Source organism: Acidobacteriota bacterium (assembly GCA_028874215.1).
In the GTDB taxonomy this organism is placed as follows: domain Bacteria; phylum Acidobacteriota; class UBA6911; order RPQK01; family JAJDTT01; genus JAJDTT01.
This window is the reverse complement of the sequence record JAPPLF010000027.1, coordinates 24905-40669: the sequence shown is the minus strand read 5'-3', so window position 1 is coordinate 40669 and position 15765 is coordinate 24905. Positions and strand designations below refer to the sequence as shown.

Genomic DNA, 15765 nt, shown 5'->3' with positions numbered 1-15765 from the left:
CTCTTGCCTGTCTGGTTTCACGGCACCTTGCGAAACCAGGTTCCGGAGAGTCCCACCTCGCCCAACAGAAGCACGACCGCCAGGGCCAGCGGATAAGGGAACAGCTCTCCGTATTGGGTATATTGATTCACCTTGATCTCGCTCTTTTCCAACTCGTCGATCTCGCGGTAGATCTGCTCCAGGCTCTCGCGATCCGTCGCCCGAAAATACCGCCCGCCCGTCACCTCGGCGGCTTGTCGAAGCGCCTCTTCGTCGATGTCGACTCGAATCCGGGTCTGGCGGCGGCCGAAGACCGGGTCGTCCACCGGATAGGGCGCCACGCCGCGGGTTCCGGCACCGATGGAGTAGATGCGGATTCCGAAGGCCTGCGCCATCTGGGACGCGGTGGCGGGGTCGATTTCTCCCGCATTGTTGCGGCCGTCGGTGAGCAGGATCAACACCTTCGATTCGGCTTCACTCTCCTTGAGACGGCCGACCGCGGTGGCGATGCCCATGCCCAGGGCGGTCCCGTCGTCCAGCAGGCCCACCTTCAACTCGTCCAGAAAATCCAGGAGGATCCCGTAGTCCAGGGTCAGCGGGCACTGGACGAATCCGTGGCTGGCGAAGACCACCAGTCCGATCCGGTCGTTGGTCCGGCGCCGGATGAAGTCGGCGGCGACCTGCTTCGCCGCTTCGATCCGGTCGGGCTCGATGTCCTGGGCCAGCATGGAGCTGGACAGGTCCAAGGCCAGAACGATGTCGATCCCCTCCGCCGTGACCTCCTCACGCGTGGCGCCGCTCTGGGGCCTCGCCGCCGCGAGAACCAGAAGCCCCAGGGCAACCAACCGAACGGCGAAGAGGAAATGGCGGGAACGGGCCGCCATGGGCTTGTACGCCTTCTTGAGAGAGCCCACATGCGGAAACCGCAGGCTGGAGTTCCGGCGGCGTCCCCGGCTCAGGATCCAGAACAGGATCAGGGGAAGGATCACCAGCAGGCTGAGAAACCAGGGATCCGCGAAACGGTACGACATGGTCAATTCTCAGGGCAAAGCAGCATCAGAGCGGAGGTCCCGAATCTGCGTGGCCTCAATGCCGGACACAATCCTCATCCGAGGAACCAGAGAAGACCGGCAACCACGCCCGCAATGCCTACGGCCTGCACCACCAGGGCTCGATAAATCCGCGTTTCCAGATCGCGAATGGTCGATTCCAGGTCTTCGGTCGTGGGACGAGACGCGATGGCCGCCCGGATTTGAAACAACTCGGCGTTCAGGGTCATCGTGGCCGCTTCGACGCCTTGGCGCACCTCGTCCGCACCGATGCCGGCGGGCTCTGCGCCTCGGTTCAGGCGCGAGTCAAGCACTTTCGAAACTCCCGTGACGACAGCGTCGACCAGGGCCCCAACCAAAATCGGGGGAATAGCAACCATGATGACCTCCTCAATCTTGTCCGTGGCGGCGACGATCCCGTCGCTGATGTCCCGCGGATTCCGGCGTGGACTCCTCCGTAGCAGGCAAAACCGGTTCCGTGGGGCGGGTCACTTCCAGAATTCGGAAAGCCAATTCTGTGATCCGCTCCTGCTCCGGAACCGTAGGGGCGTATTTGGCGAATTTGACCAGGTCGCAGCAGGGGAAGAAGTCCCGAAACAGTTTCAACTCATCCAGGGCGAGAGACATCTTCCGCAATTGGTCCAGGAGCTGCGTGGTCGTCGACTCCATGGCCTGAATCAGATACCGCCGTTCCAGGTAGCGGCGGATGATCTCCGAGAGCCGGGTGAAATACGGCTTCAGTTGACCCTCTTCCAGCAGTCCCGAGTCCCGGAGCCGGCGGAGCGCCTGATAGGCTTCATCATACGGCGAGAGCCGGGGTTCCCGCGAGACCGCCGACGGGGCCTCACCCCCTTTCCGGCGAAGATACAGGAAGATCAGGGCCGCCAGACCCAGGGCGGCGGCGAACCAGGGCCACAGGGACCAGAGGCTTCGCGGAATCTCCAGCGGCCCTTTGATGTCCAAAATGTCCTTGGAATCGTCAGACAGGGTGCTCTCGACCCGAACCGAATGCTCCTGGGTCCGGACCGATCCGGCCTGGACACCCTCGCCACGGTAGCTCACCGCCACCGGAGGAATCTCGAAACTGCCCGTCTTGTAGAGAGCCAGAGTGTAGACCACGGTCCAGATCCGGCGCCCGTCATCCTCGACCGGACCCGCGACCTCATGGCCGAGGACCTCGAACTCGCCCATATCGGGGTCCGGTTCGGGCAGGTCCACTTCCACGCCGGGGTCCGCCGTCACCGTCAAGGTGAGGCGAATCAGATCTCCCACGGTGACCTGTGCCGGATCCACCCGGGAATCCAACTGGACGGGGGATTGCCCCGGCAACGCCGGCAGGCAGAAGATCAGGATCGCGATCGGAATAATGCGGTGTCTCATCGCCGCAACCGCCGGCTCCGGGTCCGGAAGAACCGGATCAACAACTCCAGATAGCTGCGGTCCGAATCCACCTCGATGCTGTCGACGCTGATGGAGTTGAGGAAGCTCCGGAGTTCTTCGTCCTCCCGGCGAACCTGGGCCTTGAACGCCTCTCGAACCTCCGGGTCATTGGTGTTGAGAATCAGTTGCTCTCCCGTCTCGGCATCCTCGAACTCGACGAAACCCACTCGCGGAAGCTCCCGTTCCCTGGGGTCCCGGACCCGGACGGCCACCACGTCATGCCGCCGGTTGGCGACCCGGAGCCCGCGATGGAACCCGTCCGCGAGGAAGTCCGACACCAGGAAGACGATGCTTCTTCTGCGGATGACCCGCATCAGGTACTCAAGGGCCAGACCGATGTCGGTAGCCTGATTCCGGGGCTGGAAATACAGCAGCTCCCGAAGGACCCGGAGCACGTGGGAGCGGCCCTTGCGGGGAGGCACAAATTTCTCGATCTGGTCGGTGAAGATGATCAGGCCCACCTTGTCGTTGTTCTTGATGGCGGAAAATGCCAGCAGAGCGCAGATTTCGACGGCGACCTCTCCCTTCATGCGCTCTCCGGACCCGAACTCGCCCGAAAGGCTGGCGTCTACCAGGAGCATCACCGTCAAGTCCCTCTCCTCGTCGAACAGCTTGACGTAGGGACGATCCATCCGGGCCGTCACGTTCCAGTCGATGGTCCGGACGTCGTCCCCGATCTGGTACTCGCGGACCTCGGCAAAGCTCATGCCGCGTCCCTTGAACACCGAATGGTATTCACCCGAAAAGACGTTGTTCACCAAGCCTCGAGTGGCGATCTCGAGACGGCGCACCTTGCGTAGGATCTCGCGTGGAATCATCTCGGCAGATTTTCACCAGGCCGCAGCCGCGTCATGGCACTTCCACGTTGTCCAGGACCTTGCGGACCACGTCCTCGGCGGTCACCTCTTCGGCCTCCGCCTCGTAGGTCAGAATGACACGGTGCCTGAGCACGTCCATGCCGATGGCCCGGACGTCTTCGGGTGTCACGTAGGCGCGATGGTCCAGGAAGGCATGGGCCCGGGCCGCGCGAGCCAGAAAGATGGAGGCCCTGGGAGAAGCGCCGAAATTGATCAGGTCGACCAGCTCGTCCATGCCGCACTCGCCGGGAGTTCGCGTCGCGAAGACGATGTCGACGATATACCGTTGGATCTTGGCGTCCATGTAGATTTCCTGCACCGCGTCCCGGGCGCGGCGGATCTCCTCCGGCGACACTACGGGTGCGGCCTCGGGAGCGGAGTTTCCGGACATGCGGCGCATGATCTCCAATTCCTCCATGCGCGACGGATACCCCACCGCCAGCTTCAACATGAAGCGGTCCACCTGTGCCTCCGGAAGGGGGTAGGTGCCCTCCTGCTCGATGGGATTCTGCGTCGCCAGGACCAGAAACGGGTCGTCCAGGGGAAATGTGTTCTCGCCGATGGTCACGGTCCGCTCCTGCATGGCCTCCAGCAGCGCCGACTGGACCTTGGCCGGCGAACGATTGATCTCGTCGGCCAGAATCAGGTTGGAAAAGAGGGGTCCCTTCTTGGTCTTGAAGCTGCCGTCGCTCTGATCGTAGACCAGCGTGCCGATGAGATCCGCGGGGAGCAGGTCGGGTGTGAACTGAACCCGTTGAAACCCGGTGTCGATGGTCTGGGAGAGGGTCTTGACCGTCAGGGTCTTGGCCAGGCCGGGCACCCCCTCCAGCAGCACATGCCCATTGGTGAGGAGCCCGATGAGCAGGCGCCGGACCATGTATTCCTGGCCCACGATCACCTTGGAAACCTCCTCGAGAATTCGCTCCACCAGGACGCTTTCGGCGTCGATTTTCTTTTGGATCTCCCGGATCTCGATGTTCATCTTGGATGGTTCCCGCTTTCTCTGATGTTCAAGGAAGAATGGGATTTTCGGACTTCGGAATATTTCACGACGGCCAATGGAGGCGAGTTCCATTTCGCGGAAGCGAGGCCGGCAAACCAGGAGCGGCCGCAGTTGTTCTTGCGATCGGACGTCAGCCCACTGAAGCCGCTGCCTCACCAACCAGCCGTTTCAGGGTCGCCAGGTCCTTCCCAATGGACTCCAGGACCCGCTCCCGGTCCATGGTGAGCCGGCGGCGGCCACGCTCGGCGCCGCCGAGGGAGTATTCGCAGTGGAGGCTGATGGGACCTGCGAATCCCGATTTCAACAAAAGGGCCAGAAAGGGGCCGACTGGAACCATTCCCTCGCCCAACGGGCAGTTTTCCACCTTCCACCCATCGGACGTCTCCTTCCACCTGAAGTCTTTCACCACCACGGTGTGGATTTGGCCGGCCAGAGCCCTGAAGTTGGTGGGCCAGGCGAGCCCCCCTTCCACGGTGGCGTGGCGAATGTCGAACTGGCAGCCGAGCCAGCGGCTGGGGAGTCCCTCCAGCGCCTCGCGCAGGTCCCACAACGCCGCTCCAAAATGGGACGCGCCGGCGTGGTTTTGATAGTCGCCGCAGATCCGGAACCTTCGATTCAGATCGGCCAAGCCGGTCAGGCTCTTCCTGATCTCCGCCAACGTTTCCGAAATCTCCTTCTCTTCCGGGTAGCGATAGTAACCCAGCCGATAGAACGGGATCCCCAGGCCGCTGGCGGTCTCCAGGATCTCCCGGGTTCCCGGTCCATCCGGACGGGTAATGGCCGTCGTTATCGTGGGAACGGTGACACCCGATTCCGCAACCGCCGACACCGCCCCGGGAAGATCCGTCCTCACTTTTTCGGGCAGAACATGCCCTGTGGGACGGACGGTGAGGTCGACTCCGTCGAAGCCGAGTCGGGACACGGCCACGCCCAATTCCCGATAGTCCAGCCACTGCAGATGCTTGGAAAAGATGCAGTACGTCCAATCGGGGTCGGCCAGCGGCCCACCCTGACGGGAGGGTTTGCCCTCGAGCCGGGTGCCGGCGGCCGCCAACAGGCCAGTCCCCAGCCCGGCGAGGAATTCCCGGCGTCCGGTTCTTTCCGCGTCTGCCCGACCGTTGCTCATCCAGGTGTCAGGTGTTTCGTCCGGCTCCATAGCGCACGAGAAACCATGATAGGCTATCGGACCACTTCGACCGTTGCCGTCCGATTCTACACTGCATCGGACGGCGGCAAGGGAGGTTTTCGACGGAGGAGCAAATGTCCCTGATTCAGACCTTGAACCGGCTCATCGAATACGACACGGCACTGCTCGCCAACACCATCGGATTCATCGACCCGACTCCCCCCGAGGAGTTCTACATGTCGGGCTCCATCCAATCGGTCACCCCTTCCCTGGGGCCCAGCGTGGGAGTGGCCGTCACCTGCAAGCTGGACAGCAGCACACCGGGAAGAAGGCCGGACCTGAGCGGGTTCTGGGAGATGGTGAACCATATCGACAAGATGGAGGAACCGGCAGTGTGGGTGTGCGAGGCGGTCGGCTCCCGGCCGGAGCACGAGTGCGTGTTCGGGGATGGAATGGCCAAGGCGCTCGACGTCGCCGGTTGCAGCGCCCTCGTGACCAATGGCGGCGTCAGAGACATTCCCGGACTCATGAGCATTCCCTTCGCCGCCTATTCTCGAGGCCTCACCATCCATCACTGTGCGCTGACGGTCTCGGAAGTGAACGAGCCGGTTCAGGTCGGCGGCATCCGGGTGAACCCGGGAGACATCATCCACGCCAACAACGAAGGGGTCATCAAGATCCCCGCCAGTTGCCTCCGGATCCTGCCCGAGAAGGCGGGACAGATGGTCGTCTTCGAGAAGGAGGCGCACGAGATCATGCGCCGGCCCGATCTGCCTCCTCTGGAGAAACCGAAAGAGACGGCCCAACTTCTGAAGAAATTCGGGTTCTGACGCGACGGAGACTCACCGGAGCGAGGCCAGGACTGCGGCCGGCCCCATCACAGAACCCCCACCAGGCTCAGCGTGGTGACGATAGCCAGCAGTGTGAAGAAGGATCCCGCCAGGAACATTCCTATTCGCATGGCCCAGCCGGGGCGCAGATCCGGGGGCAGCAGGGTGACGTTGACGGCCAGCGTGTGGAAGCAGCTCACCCCCAGGGCATAGTTGAAGATGTTGGTGGCGATCTTCAAGAGTTCCAGCGGCGGCGCCACCGAGAGCATGATGAGGCCGAAAACGGCGTAGCCGGCCAGCACCTTGAAATAGACGATTCGGATCCGGCTCGGGTCCAGCTTGCGCAGTCGCGCGCTGGAGGTCCAGAAGACGTCCACCCACCGGCGGATGACTCCGTCGGCCGAGGTCGCCATGGTGGGAGCCAGGACCAGAAAACCGCAGAACATGGTGAGGTACCAGAAGAGCACGCCGGCATCCGCACCCCAGGCCGCCCCCACGTGGTCGCGCACGCCGGACGCCGTCATGCCGGCAGCCACCCAACTGCTGGCTTCCGTGCCCCGGGGCAGGAACTGCACGCTCAGCATGCTGGGCAGGGCCAGGCCCAGAAAGCAGGCGGGCATCCAGACGGCCAATTGATCACGGCACACGTGCCGGTACCATTGGCGGAATCTCCCCAGGGAACTGCGCGTCACCTCGAAGACCATACCCACGTGGGACAGGCTCAGGTTGTGCCCGCCGATGACGCTGGGGATGGCTCCCACGTGACGGCCCATTCCCCAACCCTGATCCCTGGTGTAGTTGCTGATGGGAGCATTGGAGAGCCCCCCGCTGCCGGCGATGGCGGCGAATGCCGCCAGGAGGGCGATGGTGCTGAAGTCGATCTCGGGCACCGTCCCCTTGTTCACCAGCGAGACGAAGATGTTCTCGGTCTCGGCCCCGCCGACGGGCACCGAACCGAACTTGAGGAAGCCGCCGAAAATCTCGGTCCAGGTGGAGAGGCTGGAGTGGAAGATCCCCAGGATCGAGAGAAACCCCAGGACGACCACGATCTTGAAGGTCATCACCGCCCGGAGCGAGTTGTAGATCTTGCCGCCGATGAGCAGCGGCACCAGGGCCGCCAGAAAAATCAGATAGCCCAGGATCCTCAGGAGCCACCAGTGGGCGTCGTTGTTCAGCGGGTCCGGAAGGACTCCCCCCAGGAGGACGGCGGCCAGCGGGGTGGCCGCGTTGGCCGCCAGGTAAGGGAAGACGGCTCCGAAATCCAGGAATATGTAGGCGATGAGCCAGAACCTGGGTCCAGGCAGGGTGCGGAACTTGCCGGTGAAGATCGGTTCCCCCGTGTAGAGGGTGTAGCGGCTGATCTCGATGTTGTAGAGAACCTGGCTCATGATGCTCAGGGTGGCGAGCCACATGAGAGCGCCGCCGTACTTGGCCGTGACGGCGGGACCCATCAGCCATTCGCCCCCGCCGATGGCGCCTCCTCCCAGGATCAGACCGGGACCCAGCAACTGGAACCAGTTTCGTCTCGTGAAGACGGGCGCATTCACCAGCTTGCCGGTCTGCCATCGCGGCATCTCCTTGGACCCGGGATGGGGCGCCCGGAAGCTACCGGCGCCCGAGTCGGGAGACGAGTTCTGCGGCGTCGTATCTGTCATTCCTGAAGCCTTTCCGCTAACTGAACTTCCGCCGAATTTCGTTATGCTAGACTGCGCCTGAGCACTCCGCAACATGCGCGTCCATATCAAAATCTTTCCAGTCAGGCTGACGTGGGCAGCGGTTGTTCTGTTGCTGACGCTGCCGAACCTTGCGGCAGCGCAGATCAAGAGCTCCGGCGCGCTTCCCTCTCCGGACGAGATCCCTTCGCCGCCGGTGCCGGGACAGCCGGCCCGCGAGGATCTGGATCGAGCCATCACGCGGGGGACCCGGTCCTTCATCCGGGATTTCGTCGAGCCTTCCTACGCGGCCGTCTCCAACGGCGGCTACGTCGACTACAAGGACGCCGAAGGCGCCGTCAAACGCTACGGACCCAAGGCCTACGTAGCCTACCAGCTCTACCTGTTGACCCATTTCCTCATGTACTACCAGGACTTCGGCGTCGACCCGGAGAGCGATCTCTTCCTAAAGGTCAGGAACTGGTTCGTGGAGGAATTCGATGGCCGGACCGGGAGTTGGCTCTGGTCCCACGAGGGCTGCCTCCATCCCAAGGGAATGATCGCACTCGCCAACCTGGGCCGCTCTGCCCTGGTCCGGAAGGCGTACGACTGGGCGCTCAGGTCGCCCCTCTCCCTTCCGTATCTGCCCCCCAGCTCTCTGCCCGTCTCCGAGCGGGTCTTCACCATCATGCAATCGGGCAACATCATCCAGACCCTGGGCAACGCCCGGAACTCGCTCACCGGAAAGCACGGCTGGGAGCACGGCAGCCCGGTGCCCGACATGGAGAACAGCGCCAAGCTGCTCTACGCGCTTTTGCAGGCCGGGTTCCCCTCCACGGACGCTCGTTTGACCGATCTCCGCCGGGGACTGGCAAACCGGCTTCTGGCCCTGCGGCCGCCCATGATCGCCGCCGACTACATAGGACTGGCCTGGTACGTCTTCCTGACCCACGACTTCGACATGGAGCCCGACCTGGCCTACCAGCGGTGTATTCAACTCATGGAGACGACCATCGGCGGCGGCTGGAAGTCGCATTTCGCGCTGACGGAGTTCCCGGGCTTCCGCGGCCTCATGGTGCGGGCGCTCATGACCGCCGGCCGTAGATCGCCTGATGTGGACGCCGCCGTGAACGGGTACGTCGCATCGCAGAGCGAATCCGGGGATTGGCCGCTGCCCCGTGCTCTCAGCCTGTGGGGACTGGACAAGCCGCCCGCCGCCGGGATCAAGCTGGGCACCATGGACGGCGCCAACACCTACCTGTTGACATTGAGCCTGATCCATTATCGGGACAGGCTAACCAGTGACGATTCGGCATTTGCCGTCCCTTCCCTGTCCCTGAAACACCGTCCCGCGCCGGCCGCCGTACTGGACGACTCTCCCGGAGCCAGGGCGGTGGAGAGGGCCTGCACCGGTTGCCATGCCCGGCCGCACCCCGACGCCTACGGCCGGGAGGATTGGCCGGGCGTGACCCGGAAAATGGAAGAGTACATGTTCGAGAAGGGGATGAGCGTCGCGCCCCGGGACCTCACCCTGGTGCTTGAGTACCTGATGGAGAAAGCCTCTTCCCGACCGGAGTCAAACTAACCGGTCCCGCCGGTTTCGACCGAAGCCGCCGGGACGGCGCCTATTCCCGTTCCTGGAGCAATCTGGCCGTGACCTTTCGGCCTTCCGCTTGAGCCAGCATGAGGGGCACGGTGATCAGGATTGCGTCAGGACATCTCCCAGTGCTTTCTTCACTGCTTCGCCATCTTGTTCCGACAACCTCCCGAGTTTGCGAACGACCAGATTGTCATCGAGCGTGAAGAGCTTGAAACGGATTTTGCAGGGCACGTTGAGGCCTGCTTCCCGCCAGTCCTGGATTGCCACGTCGCTCGGCCAATTGCTCCCAGCCGAGGTGATCATGGACAGGATCGACTGTTCATGATTCCGATTGAAGTTTGCCGATGAGACGATCAAGGCGGGCCGCCGCTTTGCGGCCCAACGATCCGTAAAGGGAAAGGGGACGACGACCACATCGAGCGACTCAAAGGTCACGCCATGCTTCCTCATCCTCGGGGGAGATCCATTCGCTCAAAATTTCGGAGAGGCCCCCTAGGTAGGTGTCCTGACCCGGCGTCACCTTGTGTACTATCAGATGATCGTCCTCGATCTCGAAAGAGAGCACATCACCCTCGCCGAGGTTTGCCGCCTCCCGGATACGCTTCGGGATCGTCGTCTGTCCGCGTGCGGTGATCTTGGCAAGGTCCATTGTTGGTACACCTGACTGATTTTCTGATTATACAGAAAAGTGGTTATCGACCGCTATCACGTCAAGCAGGACAAAAGAAGCGGTCTCGGAAATGAGAGGGCCCGGCTTGGCATAGGTTCCTTCCGGAGAATGGAGGTTTGTGGTTGGGGCCTCCGGACTACTGCTGCTCCTGGAGCAATCTGGCCGTGACCTTTCGGCCTTCCGCTTGAGCCAGCATGAGGGGAGTCCTTCCCTGGTGGTTCCGGATGCCGGCATCCGCGCCGCGGCTCAACAGCAGCCGGACCAGATCCGTCTGCCCTCGTGACGCCGCGAGGGCCAGGGCGGTGACGCCCTCACGGTCCTGAAGATCGATCCCGGCCTTCCGGTCCAGCAGCAGTTCCGCCACTTCGGCGTGACCGTTCCAGGCGGCTTGCATCAAAGGAGTGCGACCGGAGTCGTCCTGAACGTCCGGCGCCGCTCCCTGGTCCAGCAGCATCCGCGCGATCTCCGGAAGTCCCTGGTGCGCCGCGAAGGCGAGAGCCGTTTGCCCCCCCGCGCCCCGGGTTCCGACGCGGGCGCCGCGTTTCAGCAGTTTCCGCACCGACTCGATTCGACCCCGGTAGGCGGCCATTCCCAGGAACGACTGGCCGCCGGGGGCTACCGAATTCACGTCCACACCCGCCGCCAGGAGAGCGTCGATGATGGCGACGCGATCCTGGCTCAGCGCCAGACCCAGGGCCGTCCAACCCTCGTTGCTCCGGGAGTCGAGCCGGGCGCCGCCGTCGATGAGCTGCCGGGCCACTTCGGCATGGCCATGGAGGGCGGCGTAGATGAGGGGCGTCCTCCCCTCCCGGTCGGGCCGGTCCGGATCGGCCCCTCTGCCCAGCAGGACCTTGACCGTCGCCTCGTTCCCTTCCAGAGCCGCATGAACCAGCAGGGTGCGGCCCGCTTCGTCGGGCGCATCGGCCCCTTCCCCGACCGGGAGCAGCGCTTCGATGACCTTCGTGTGGTCGTACCAGACCGCCAGGTCCAGAGCCGTCTGGCCCCGATTGGACTTGATGCGCGGATCCGCGCCGGCGTCGAGCAGCGCCTTGACCACATCCGCCTTCCCCTGGGAAGCCGCCTGAATCAAAGGAGTCCGGCCCTGGCTGTCGCTGCTGTCCACCGACGCGCCCGCCCGGATCAGAGCCTCGGCGATGGGGGCGAAGCCATGGTAGGCCGCCGCCGCCAGTGGGCCATTGCCCTCCTTATCCCGGAAGCCGGTGGCAGCGCCGTGAGCCAGCAGGAACCGAGCCGCTTCGGTCTTCCCCCCCGACGCCGCATGCATCAGGAGCGGTATGCCGTTGACGTCCACCTCATCGACATCCGCACCATGGCGGACCAGCAGGGCGGCCGTTCGTCCGTGGCCCTCGAACAGAGCCAGGGCGAGAGCCGTCCAGTTGTCACGGCTCCGGGTCCCGACCTTGGCTCCTCCTTCGAGCAGCGCCTCCACCACAGGGAGATCGCCCTGGGATGAAGCCCGCATCAGGACGGTCCAGCCCGTCTTGTCCCCCGCGTCGGGTCCGGCCCCGGCCGCAATCAGGGTCCGGACCACTCCCGCGCTTCCTCCCAGGACTCCCCAGACCAACGGCGTATGCCCACTGGCGTCGGTGGCGCGCAGGTCCGCTCCCGCCTCCAGCAGGGCTCGAACCGCGCCCTCGTGACCGGAGCCGGAACCGATCATCAAAGCGGTGGCGCCGTCCCGGGTCCTGGCTTCCAGTTCCGAACCCCGGGAGAGAAGCAGGAGGACGGTCTGTTCATTCCCGCCCATGGCGGCGTACATGAGCGGATTCAACCCATCCGGGTCCCGGACCAAAACGCTGGCGCCCCGGTCCAGCAACGCCGCGACCTGATCCGTGCGGCCTTCCACGGCGGCCCCGATCAGGGCCGCATTGAGCTCCTGGTCCTGACCGGCGGCGAGGGTGTTGGACGCCAGAAGGCCGAGAATCAACCACCGTGCGGGAAAGTCCCGGCGCCGCGGTCCCGGCCTTGCCCGTACTTGATATCCGGTGCCTCGGAACATAAAATTTCGTCCCTGGAAACCCACTCCAGTCTAGTTTAAGCGACCGCTCCCATGCCAAGAAGAAGTGTCGTCGATCTTCCGCCCTCCAGTATCCGCATGATGTTCAACGAGGCTGCGGGGAAGGAAGACGTGGTTCATCTCTCCATCGGGCAACCCGATTTCTCGACTCCCGGTCCGGTCATCGACGCCATGGTGCAGGCCCTTCACGATGGGAAGACCCGCTACGCACTGGACTCGGGCGTTCCCGAATTCCGGGAGGCCATCGGCGGCTACTATGAGAGAACCCAGGGCGTTCAAGTCCATCCCGAAGAGATCCTGGTCACCGACGGCGCCGTGGAGGCCATCACCCTGACGCTGCAGGCCTTCATCAGTCCCGGCGACGAAGTCATCCTGCTGGAACCCGCTTTCGTTGTCTACGCTCCGTTCATTCAAATGATCGGAGGGGTGCCCGTCTCCGTGGTGACCCGAGTCGAAGACGGATATATACCGGATCCCAGTGCGGTCGAAGCCGCCGTCACTCCCCGAACCAGGATGATCCTGGTCAACTCCCCCTGCAATCCGACCGGGTCGACTTATCCGGTGGAGGTACTCCGGGAGCTGGCCGCGGTGGCGCGGAGGCATGGCCTGCTGCTGGGTTCCGACGAAGTCTATGAGCAGTTGGTTTACGACCACGAGGGAAACTACCCCTCCATGCTCACGCTGGAGCCCGACCGGAACCGTCTGTTCGTGTTCCACAGCCTGTCCAAGACCTACGCCATGACCGGCATCCGGGTCGGCTGGGTGGTGACCGGAAATTCCAATTGGCGGCTCCTGCAGAAGCTCCACACCTTTACCACAACCGTGGCCAACACTCCGGGCCAGTGGGCCGGAATCGAGGCTCTGACCGGAGATCAGAGCTTCATTTCCCCCATGGTTTCCGAGTACCGGGAGCGGCGCAATCTGGCCCTGGATCTGCTTCGAGACATCCCGCATCTCTCCAGTTACACCCCCGGAGGGGCCTTCTACATCTTTCCCAGGTACGATCTGGACCTGGATGCGGATACGTTTTGCCTGCGCCTCCTGGAGGAGGCGCGAGTCTGTTGCATTCCCGGAACCGGCTTCGGCGATTCTTGCCGCCGGGCTTTTCGAATCTCATACGCCGTGGGTCCGGACACCATCCGGGAGGGACTCAGGAGGATACGACAGTGGCTTACCCGATTCTGATCATCAGCCAGAAGGAGATCATCACACGATTCAGCATCCAAGAGGCCATCGACATGGTCGAACAGGCCTTCGCCAATCATGAGAAGGGAAACGACATCCTTCCCAAGAAACTCATCTTCCAGGTCCCGGGCGGCATCAGCGCCTGCATGGCCAGCATGCTCCCGGACCTGGACGTGCTGGCCATGAAGCTGGGACAGGGCCGGGAGGAGAACCCGAAGCGGAACCTGCCCAACATCCTTTCCCAGATCTCGCTGTTCGATCCCGACACTGGAAAGCCTCTGGCCCTGATGGACGGGTCCTGGGTGACCGGGCTCAGAACCGGAGCCTCGGCGGCGGTGGCCGTCAAGCACCTGGCCCGGAACGACGTTCGGACGCTGGGAATCCTGGGAGCCGGATATCAGGGAAGGCACGCCCTGAGAGCCGCCGTCCAGGTCCGGTCCTTTGAGGAGATCCGGGTCTACGACTCCTTTCCCAAAGCCCTGGAAAGCTACGTTGCCGAGCTCTCCGAGGAACTTGGCCGACCGGTGGAGCCGGTCCGCCTCCCGCAGGATCTGGTCGTGAACAGCGACGTCATCATCACCTGCACCAATACGACCGTCCCTATCGTTCAGAAGGACTGGTTACGGCCCGGGATGCACTTCTCCTGCATGGGGGCCGATCAGGCCTGGAAACAGGAATTGGCCAATGGAGTGCATACGCGATGCACCATCTTCGGCGACCACATCGAGCAGATCTGCCATCTGGGCGAGGTCTCGGAGCCGCTGGAGAAGGGCCATATCGACCGGGACGACATCCGGGGAACTCTGGGCCAGGTGATCAACGGCACCGTTGAGGGCCGCACGTCCGACGACGAGATCACCCTCTTCGACGGGACCGGAATGGCCATCCAGGACGCGGCCGTCGCCCGCCGCATCTACGATCTGGCCGCCGAGGAAGAATTCGGGATCTGGGCCGAGCTCTGACCGCCCCCCTCTATCTTGGCGGTGTGGCCTTCTGCTCCGGCTCGAGCTCGCTTTCCACGGATTCTGTGCAGTCGATGAAGAACCAGGTCACCGCGCTGACCAGATACATGGCGGCGACGACGACAAACAGGGGGTTGTAATTGGTGGTCTGGACCCAGGCGCCGTCCACCCATAGCCGGGCCGTATTGTAGTCCAGGATCAAACCGAACAGTGGCGGGGCGAGAACGCCCCCCGCACTGGCAGACGTGTTGACGATCCCGAAAAGAGTCGCCGAATACCTTCCCCCCAGATCGGTGCAGGTTCCCCACACCGTCGGTTGGCTCCAGTCGGTGAAGAATTTGACCGCGAACAGGGAGATCCCGGCCGCCACCGCGCTCTCCTGGCGGATGGTCACGAGCATCAGCAGGCAGGCCACGAACTTGCCGGTGAAACCGATGACGCTCCGGCCCCAACGCCGGCTTCCGCTCCATTGGATCGCCCAGTCGTTGCAGTAACCTCCCACCATGCCTCCCACGGCTCCTCCCCACAGGGGCAGGCTCACCAGCACGCCCGCCTGGATCATCTCGACACCTTTGGCGTTCAGGAAATAGTCGCCCATGAAGGAAACGTAGATGGTGTCGGCGGCCGCGCTCGCGATCTGGCCCAGGATGAAATAGCGCATGCTCCGATTGCGGGCGGCCCGGCGCCAGGGGAGAACGCGGGAACCCCCGGACTTCGTTTTCGGCGATCCCTCCCGGATCAGGTCCCGCTCGGCCTGGTTGGTCCTGGGGTCCACTTCCGGTGAATTGCGAAACTGGTGCAGGAAGAGGACGCCCAGAAAGACCCCTCCTCCTCCCAACAACACCAACGCGGTTTGCCACGAGAAGCCGCAGTAGCCCATGAACAGGGTGCCGAAGAGGATGGGAGACATGGCCGCGCCGCCCCGGCCGAAGAATGTGGCCACCCAACCCTGGACCACGGTGCGCCGGCTCCGGGGGAACCAGACCTGGGTGACCTTGGTCAGGTTGGGATAGCAGCCCGCCTGGAAGGCGCCGAAGAGAACCCGGACCACGGCCAGCGATGCGAAGCTGCCGGCTGCGGCATGCAGGGGAAGCGACAGCGACCAGAGGATCATGATCAACCCCAGGAAGAGGTGGGGGCCGACCAGGTCGCTCAGGATCCCGCTGGGAATCTGGAAGATTCCGTAGGGTGGCATGAAGAAGGAGAAGAGCGTGCCCAGCTCCGCCTTGGAGAGGCCATGGGTCCGCTCCAACTCGGGTCCGATGAAATTCCAGGTGTACCGGTGCAGGTAGAGCATCCACGACGAGGCGCACGCCAAGCCGAAGACCAGCCAACGGACTCGGGTGGGAGACTGGACGGGTTGCCCCATGCTCG

Annotated in this window: 15 protein-coding genes; 4 read left to right on the top strand and 11 right to left on the bottom strand. The window is 63.5% G+C overall.

The window, feature by feature from the left end; translation table 11 throughout:
- Nucleotides 1–17: 17 nt before the first annotated feature.
- The 6 genes from OXT71_05260 to OXT71_05235 form a co-directional block, all read right to left on the bottom strand.
- Complete coding sequence (locus OXT71_05260) at nt 18–1010, bottom strand: VWA domain-containing protein (protein ID MDE2925791.1); 993 nt, start codon at nt 1008–1010, stop codon at nt 18–20.
- A 74-nt stretch (nt 1011–1084) separates the two neighbouring features.
- Nucleotides 1085–1408: a hypothetical protein gene (locus OXT71_05255; GenBank protein MDE2925790.1), complete on the bottom strand. Its 324-nt coding sequence runs from the start codon at nt 1406–1408 to the stop codon at nt 1085–1087.
- 10 nt (nt 1409–1418) lie between these two features.
- Nucleotides 1419–2408, bottom strand: a complete 990-nt coding sequence (locus OXT71_05250) for a BatD family protein (GenBank protein ID MDE2925789.1) — start codon at nt 2406–2408, stop codon at nt 1419–1421.
- On the bottom strand, nt 2405–3286 hold the full coding sequence (locus OXT71_05245; GenBank protein MDE2925788.1) for a DUF58 domain-containing protein: 882 nt from the start codon (nt 3284–3286) through the stop codon (nt 2405–2407). Before OXT71_05245 ends, OXT71_05250 begins: the two co-directional genes overlap by 4 nt.
- 31 nt (nt 3287–3317) lie before the next feature.
- Nucleotides 3318–4307 (bottom strand): MoxR family ATPase, encoded by a 990-nt coding sequence (locus OXT71_05240; protein ID MDE2925787.1) that lies wholly within the window; start codon nt 4305–4307, stop codon nt 3318–3320.
- A gap of 151 nt (nt 4308–4458) precedes the next feature.
- Nucleotides 4459–5454 carry a TIM barrel protein gene (locus OXT71_05235; GenBank protein ID MDE2925786.1) on the bottom strand — a complete coding sequence of 332 codons (996 nt, stop codon included), beginning with the start codon at nt 5452–5454 and terminating at the stop codon, nt 4459–4461.
- A gap of 134 nt (nt 5455–5588) precedes the next feature.
- On the opposite strand from OXT71_05235, the gene OXT71_05230 reads away from it, so the two are divergent.
- Nucleotides 5589–6284: an RraA family protein gene (locus OXT71_05230; protein ID MDE2925785.1), complete on the top strand. Its 696-nt coding sequence runs from the start codon at nt 5589–5591 to the stop codon at nt 6282–6284.
- Nucleotides 6285–6331: 47 nt separating this feature from the next.
- Here the strand turns inward: OXT71_05230 and OXT71_05225 are convergent, their stop codons facing one another.
- Entirely contained in the window at nt 6332–7939 is a 1608-nt protein-coding gene (locus tag OXT71_05225; protein MDE2925784.1) for an Nramp family divalent metal transporter, read from the bottom strand.
- 130 nt (nt 7940–8069) lie between these two features.
- Between OXT71_05225 and OXT71_05220 the strand changes: the two genes are divergently transcribed.
- Complete coding sequence (locus OXT71_05220) at nt 8070–9521, top strand: hypothetical protein (GenBank protein MDE2925783.1); 1452 nt, start codon at nt 8070–8072, stop codon at nt 9519–9521.
- A gap of 114 nt (nt 9522–9635) precedes the next feature.
- Here OXT71_05220 and OXT71_05215 read toward each other — a convergent pair whose 3' ends face one another.
- From OXT71_05215 to OXT71_05205, 3 genes are all read right to left on the bottom strand, one after another.
- Nucleotides 9636–9971: a type II toxin-antitoxin system PemK/MazF family toxin gene (locus OXT71_05215; protein MDE2925782.1), complete on the bottom strand. Its 336-nt coding sequence runs from the start codon at nt 9969–9971 to the stop codon at nt 9636–9638.
- On the bottom strand, nt 9961–10185 hold the full coding sequence (locus OXT71_05210) for an AbrB/MazE/SpoVT family DNA-binding domain-containing protein (protein MDE2925781.1): 225 nt from the start codon (nt 10183–10185) through the stop codon (nt 9961–9963). Before OXT71_05210 ends, OXT71_05215 begins: the two co-directional genes overlap by 11 nt.
- 157 nt (nt 10186–10342) lie before the next feature.
- Entirely contained in the window at nt 10343–12154 is a 1812-nt protein-coding gene (locus tag OXT71_05205) for an ankyrin repeat domain-containing protein (protein ID MDE2925780.1), read from the bottom strand.
- Between the two features lie 123 nt (nt 12155–12277).
- Here OXT71_05205 and OXT71_05200 point away from each other — a divergent pair, with 123 nt between their 5' ends.
- Nucleotides 12278–13429 (top strand): pyridoxal phosphate-dependent aminotransferase, encoded by a 1152-nt coding sequence (locus OXT71_05200; protein MDE2925779.1) that lies wholly within the window; start codon nt 12278–12280, stop codon nt 13427–13429.
- Nucleotides 13411–14391, top strand: coding sequence for an ornithine cyclodeaminase family protein (locus OXT71_05195; GenBank protein MDE2925778.1), 981 nt, complete (start codon nt 13411–13413; stop codon nt 14389–14391). The genes OXT71_05200 and OXT71_05195 overlap by 19 nt, the downstream gene beginning before the upstream one ends.
- 10 nt (nt 14392–14401) lie before the next feature.
- Here OXT71_05195 and OXT71_05190 read toward each other — a convergent pair whose 3' ends face one another.
- A complete protein-coding gene (locus tag OXT71_05190; GenBank protein MDE2925777.1) occupies nt 14402–15760 on the bottom strand; it encodes an MFS transporter in 1359 nt (452 codons plus the stop codon).
- Nucleotides 15761–15765 lie beyond the last annotated feature (5 nt).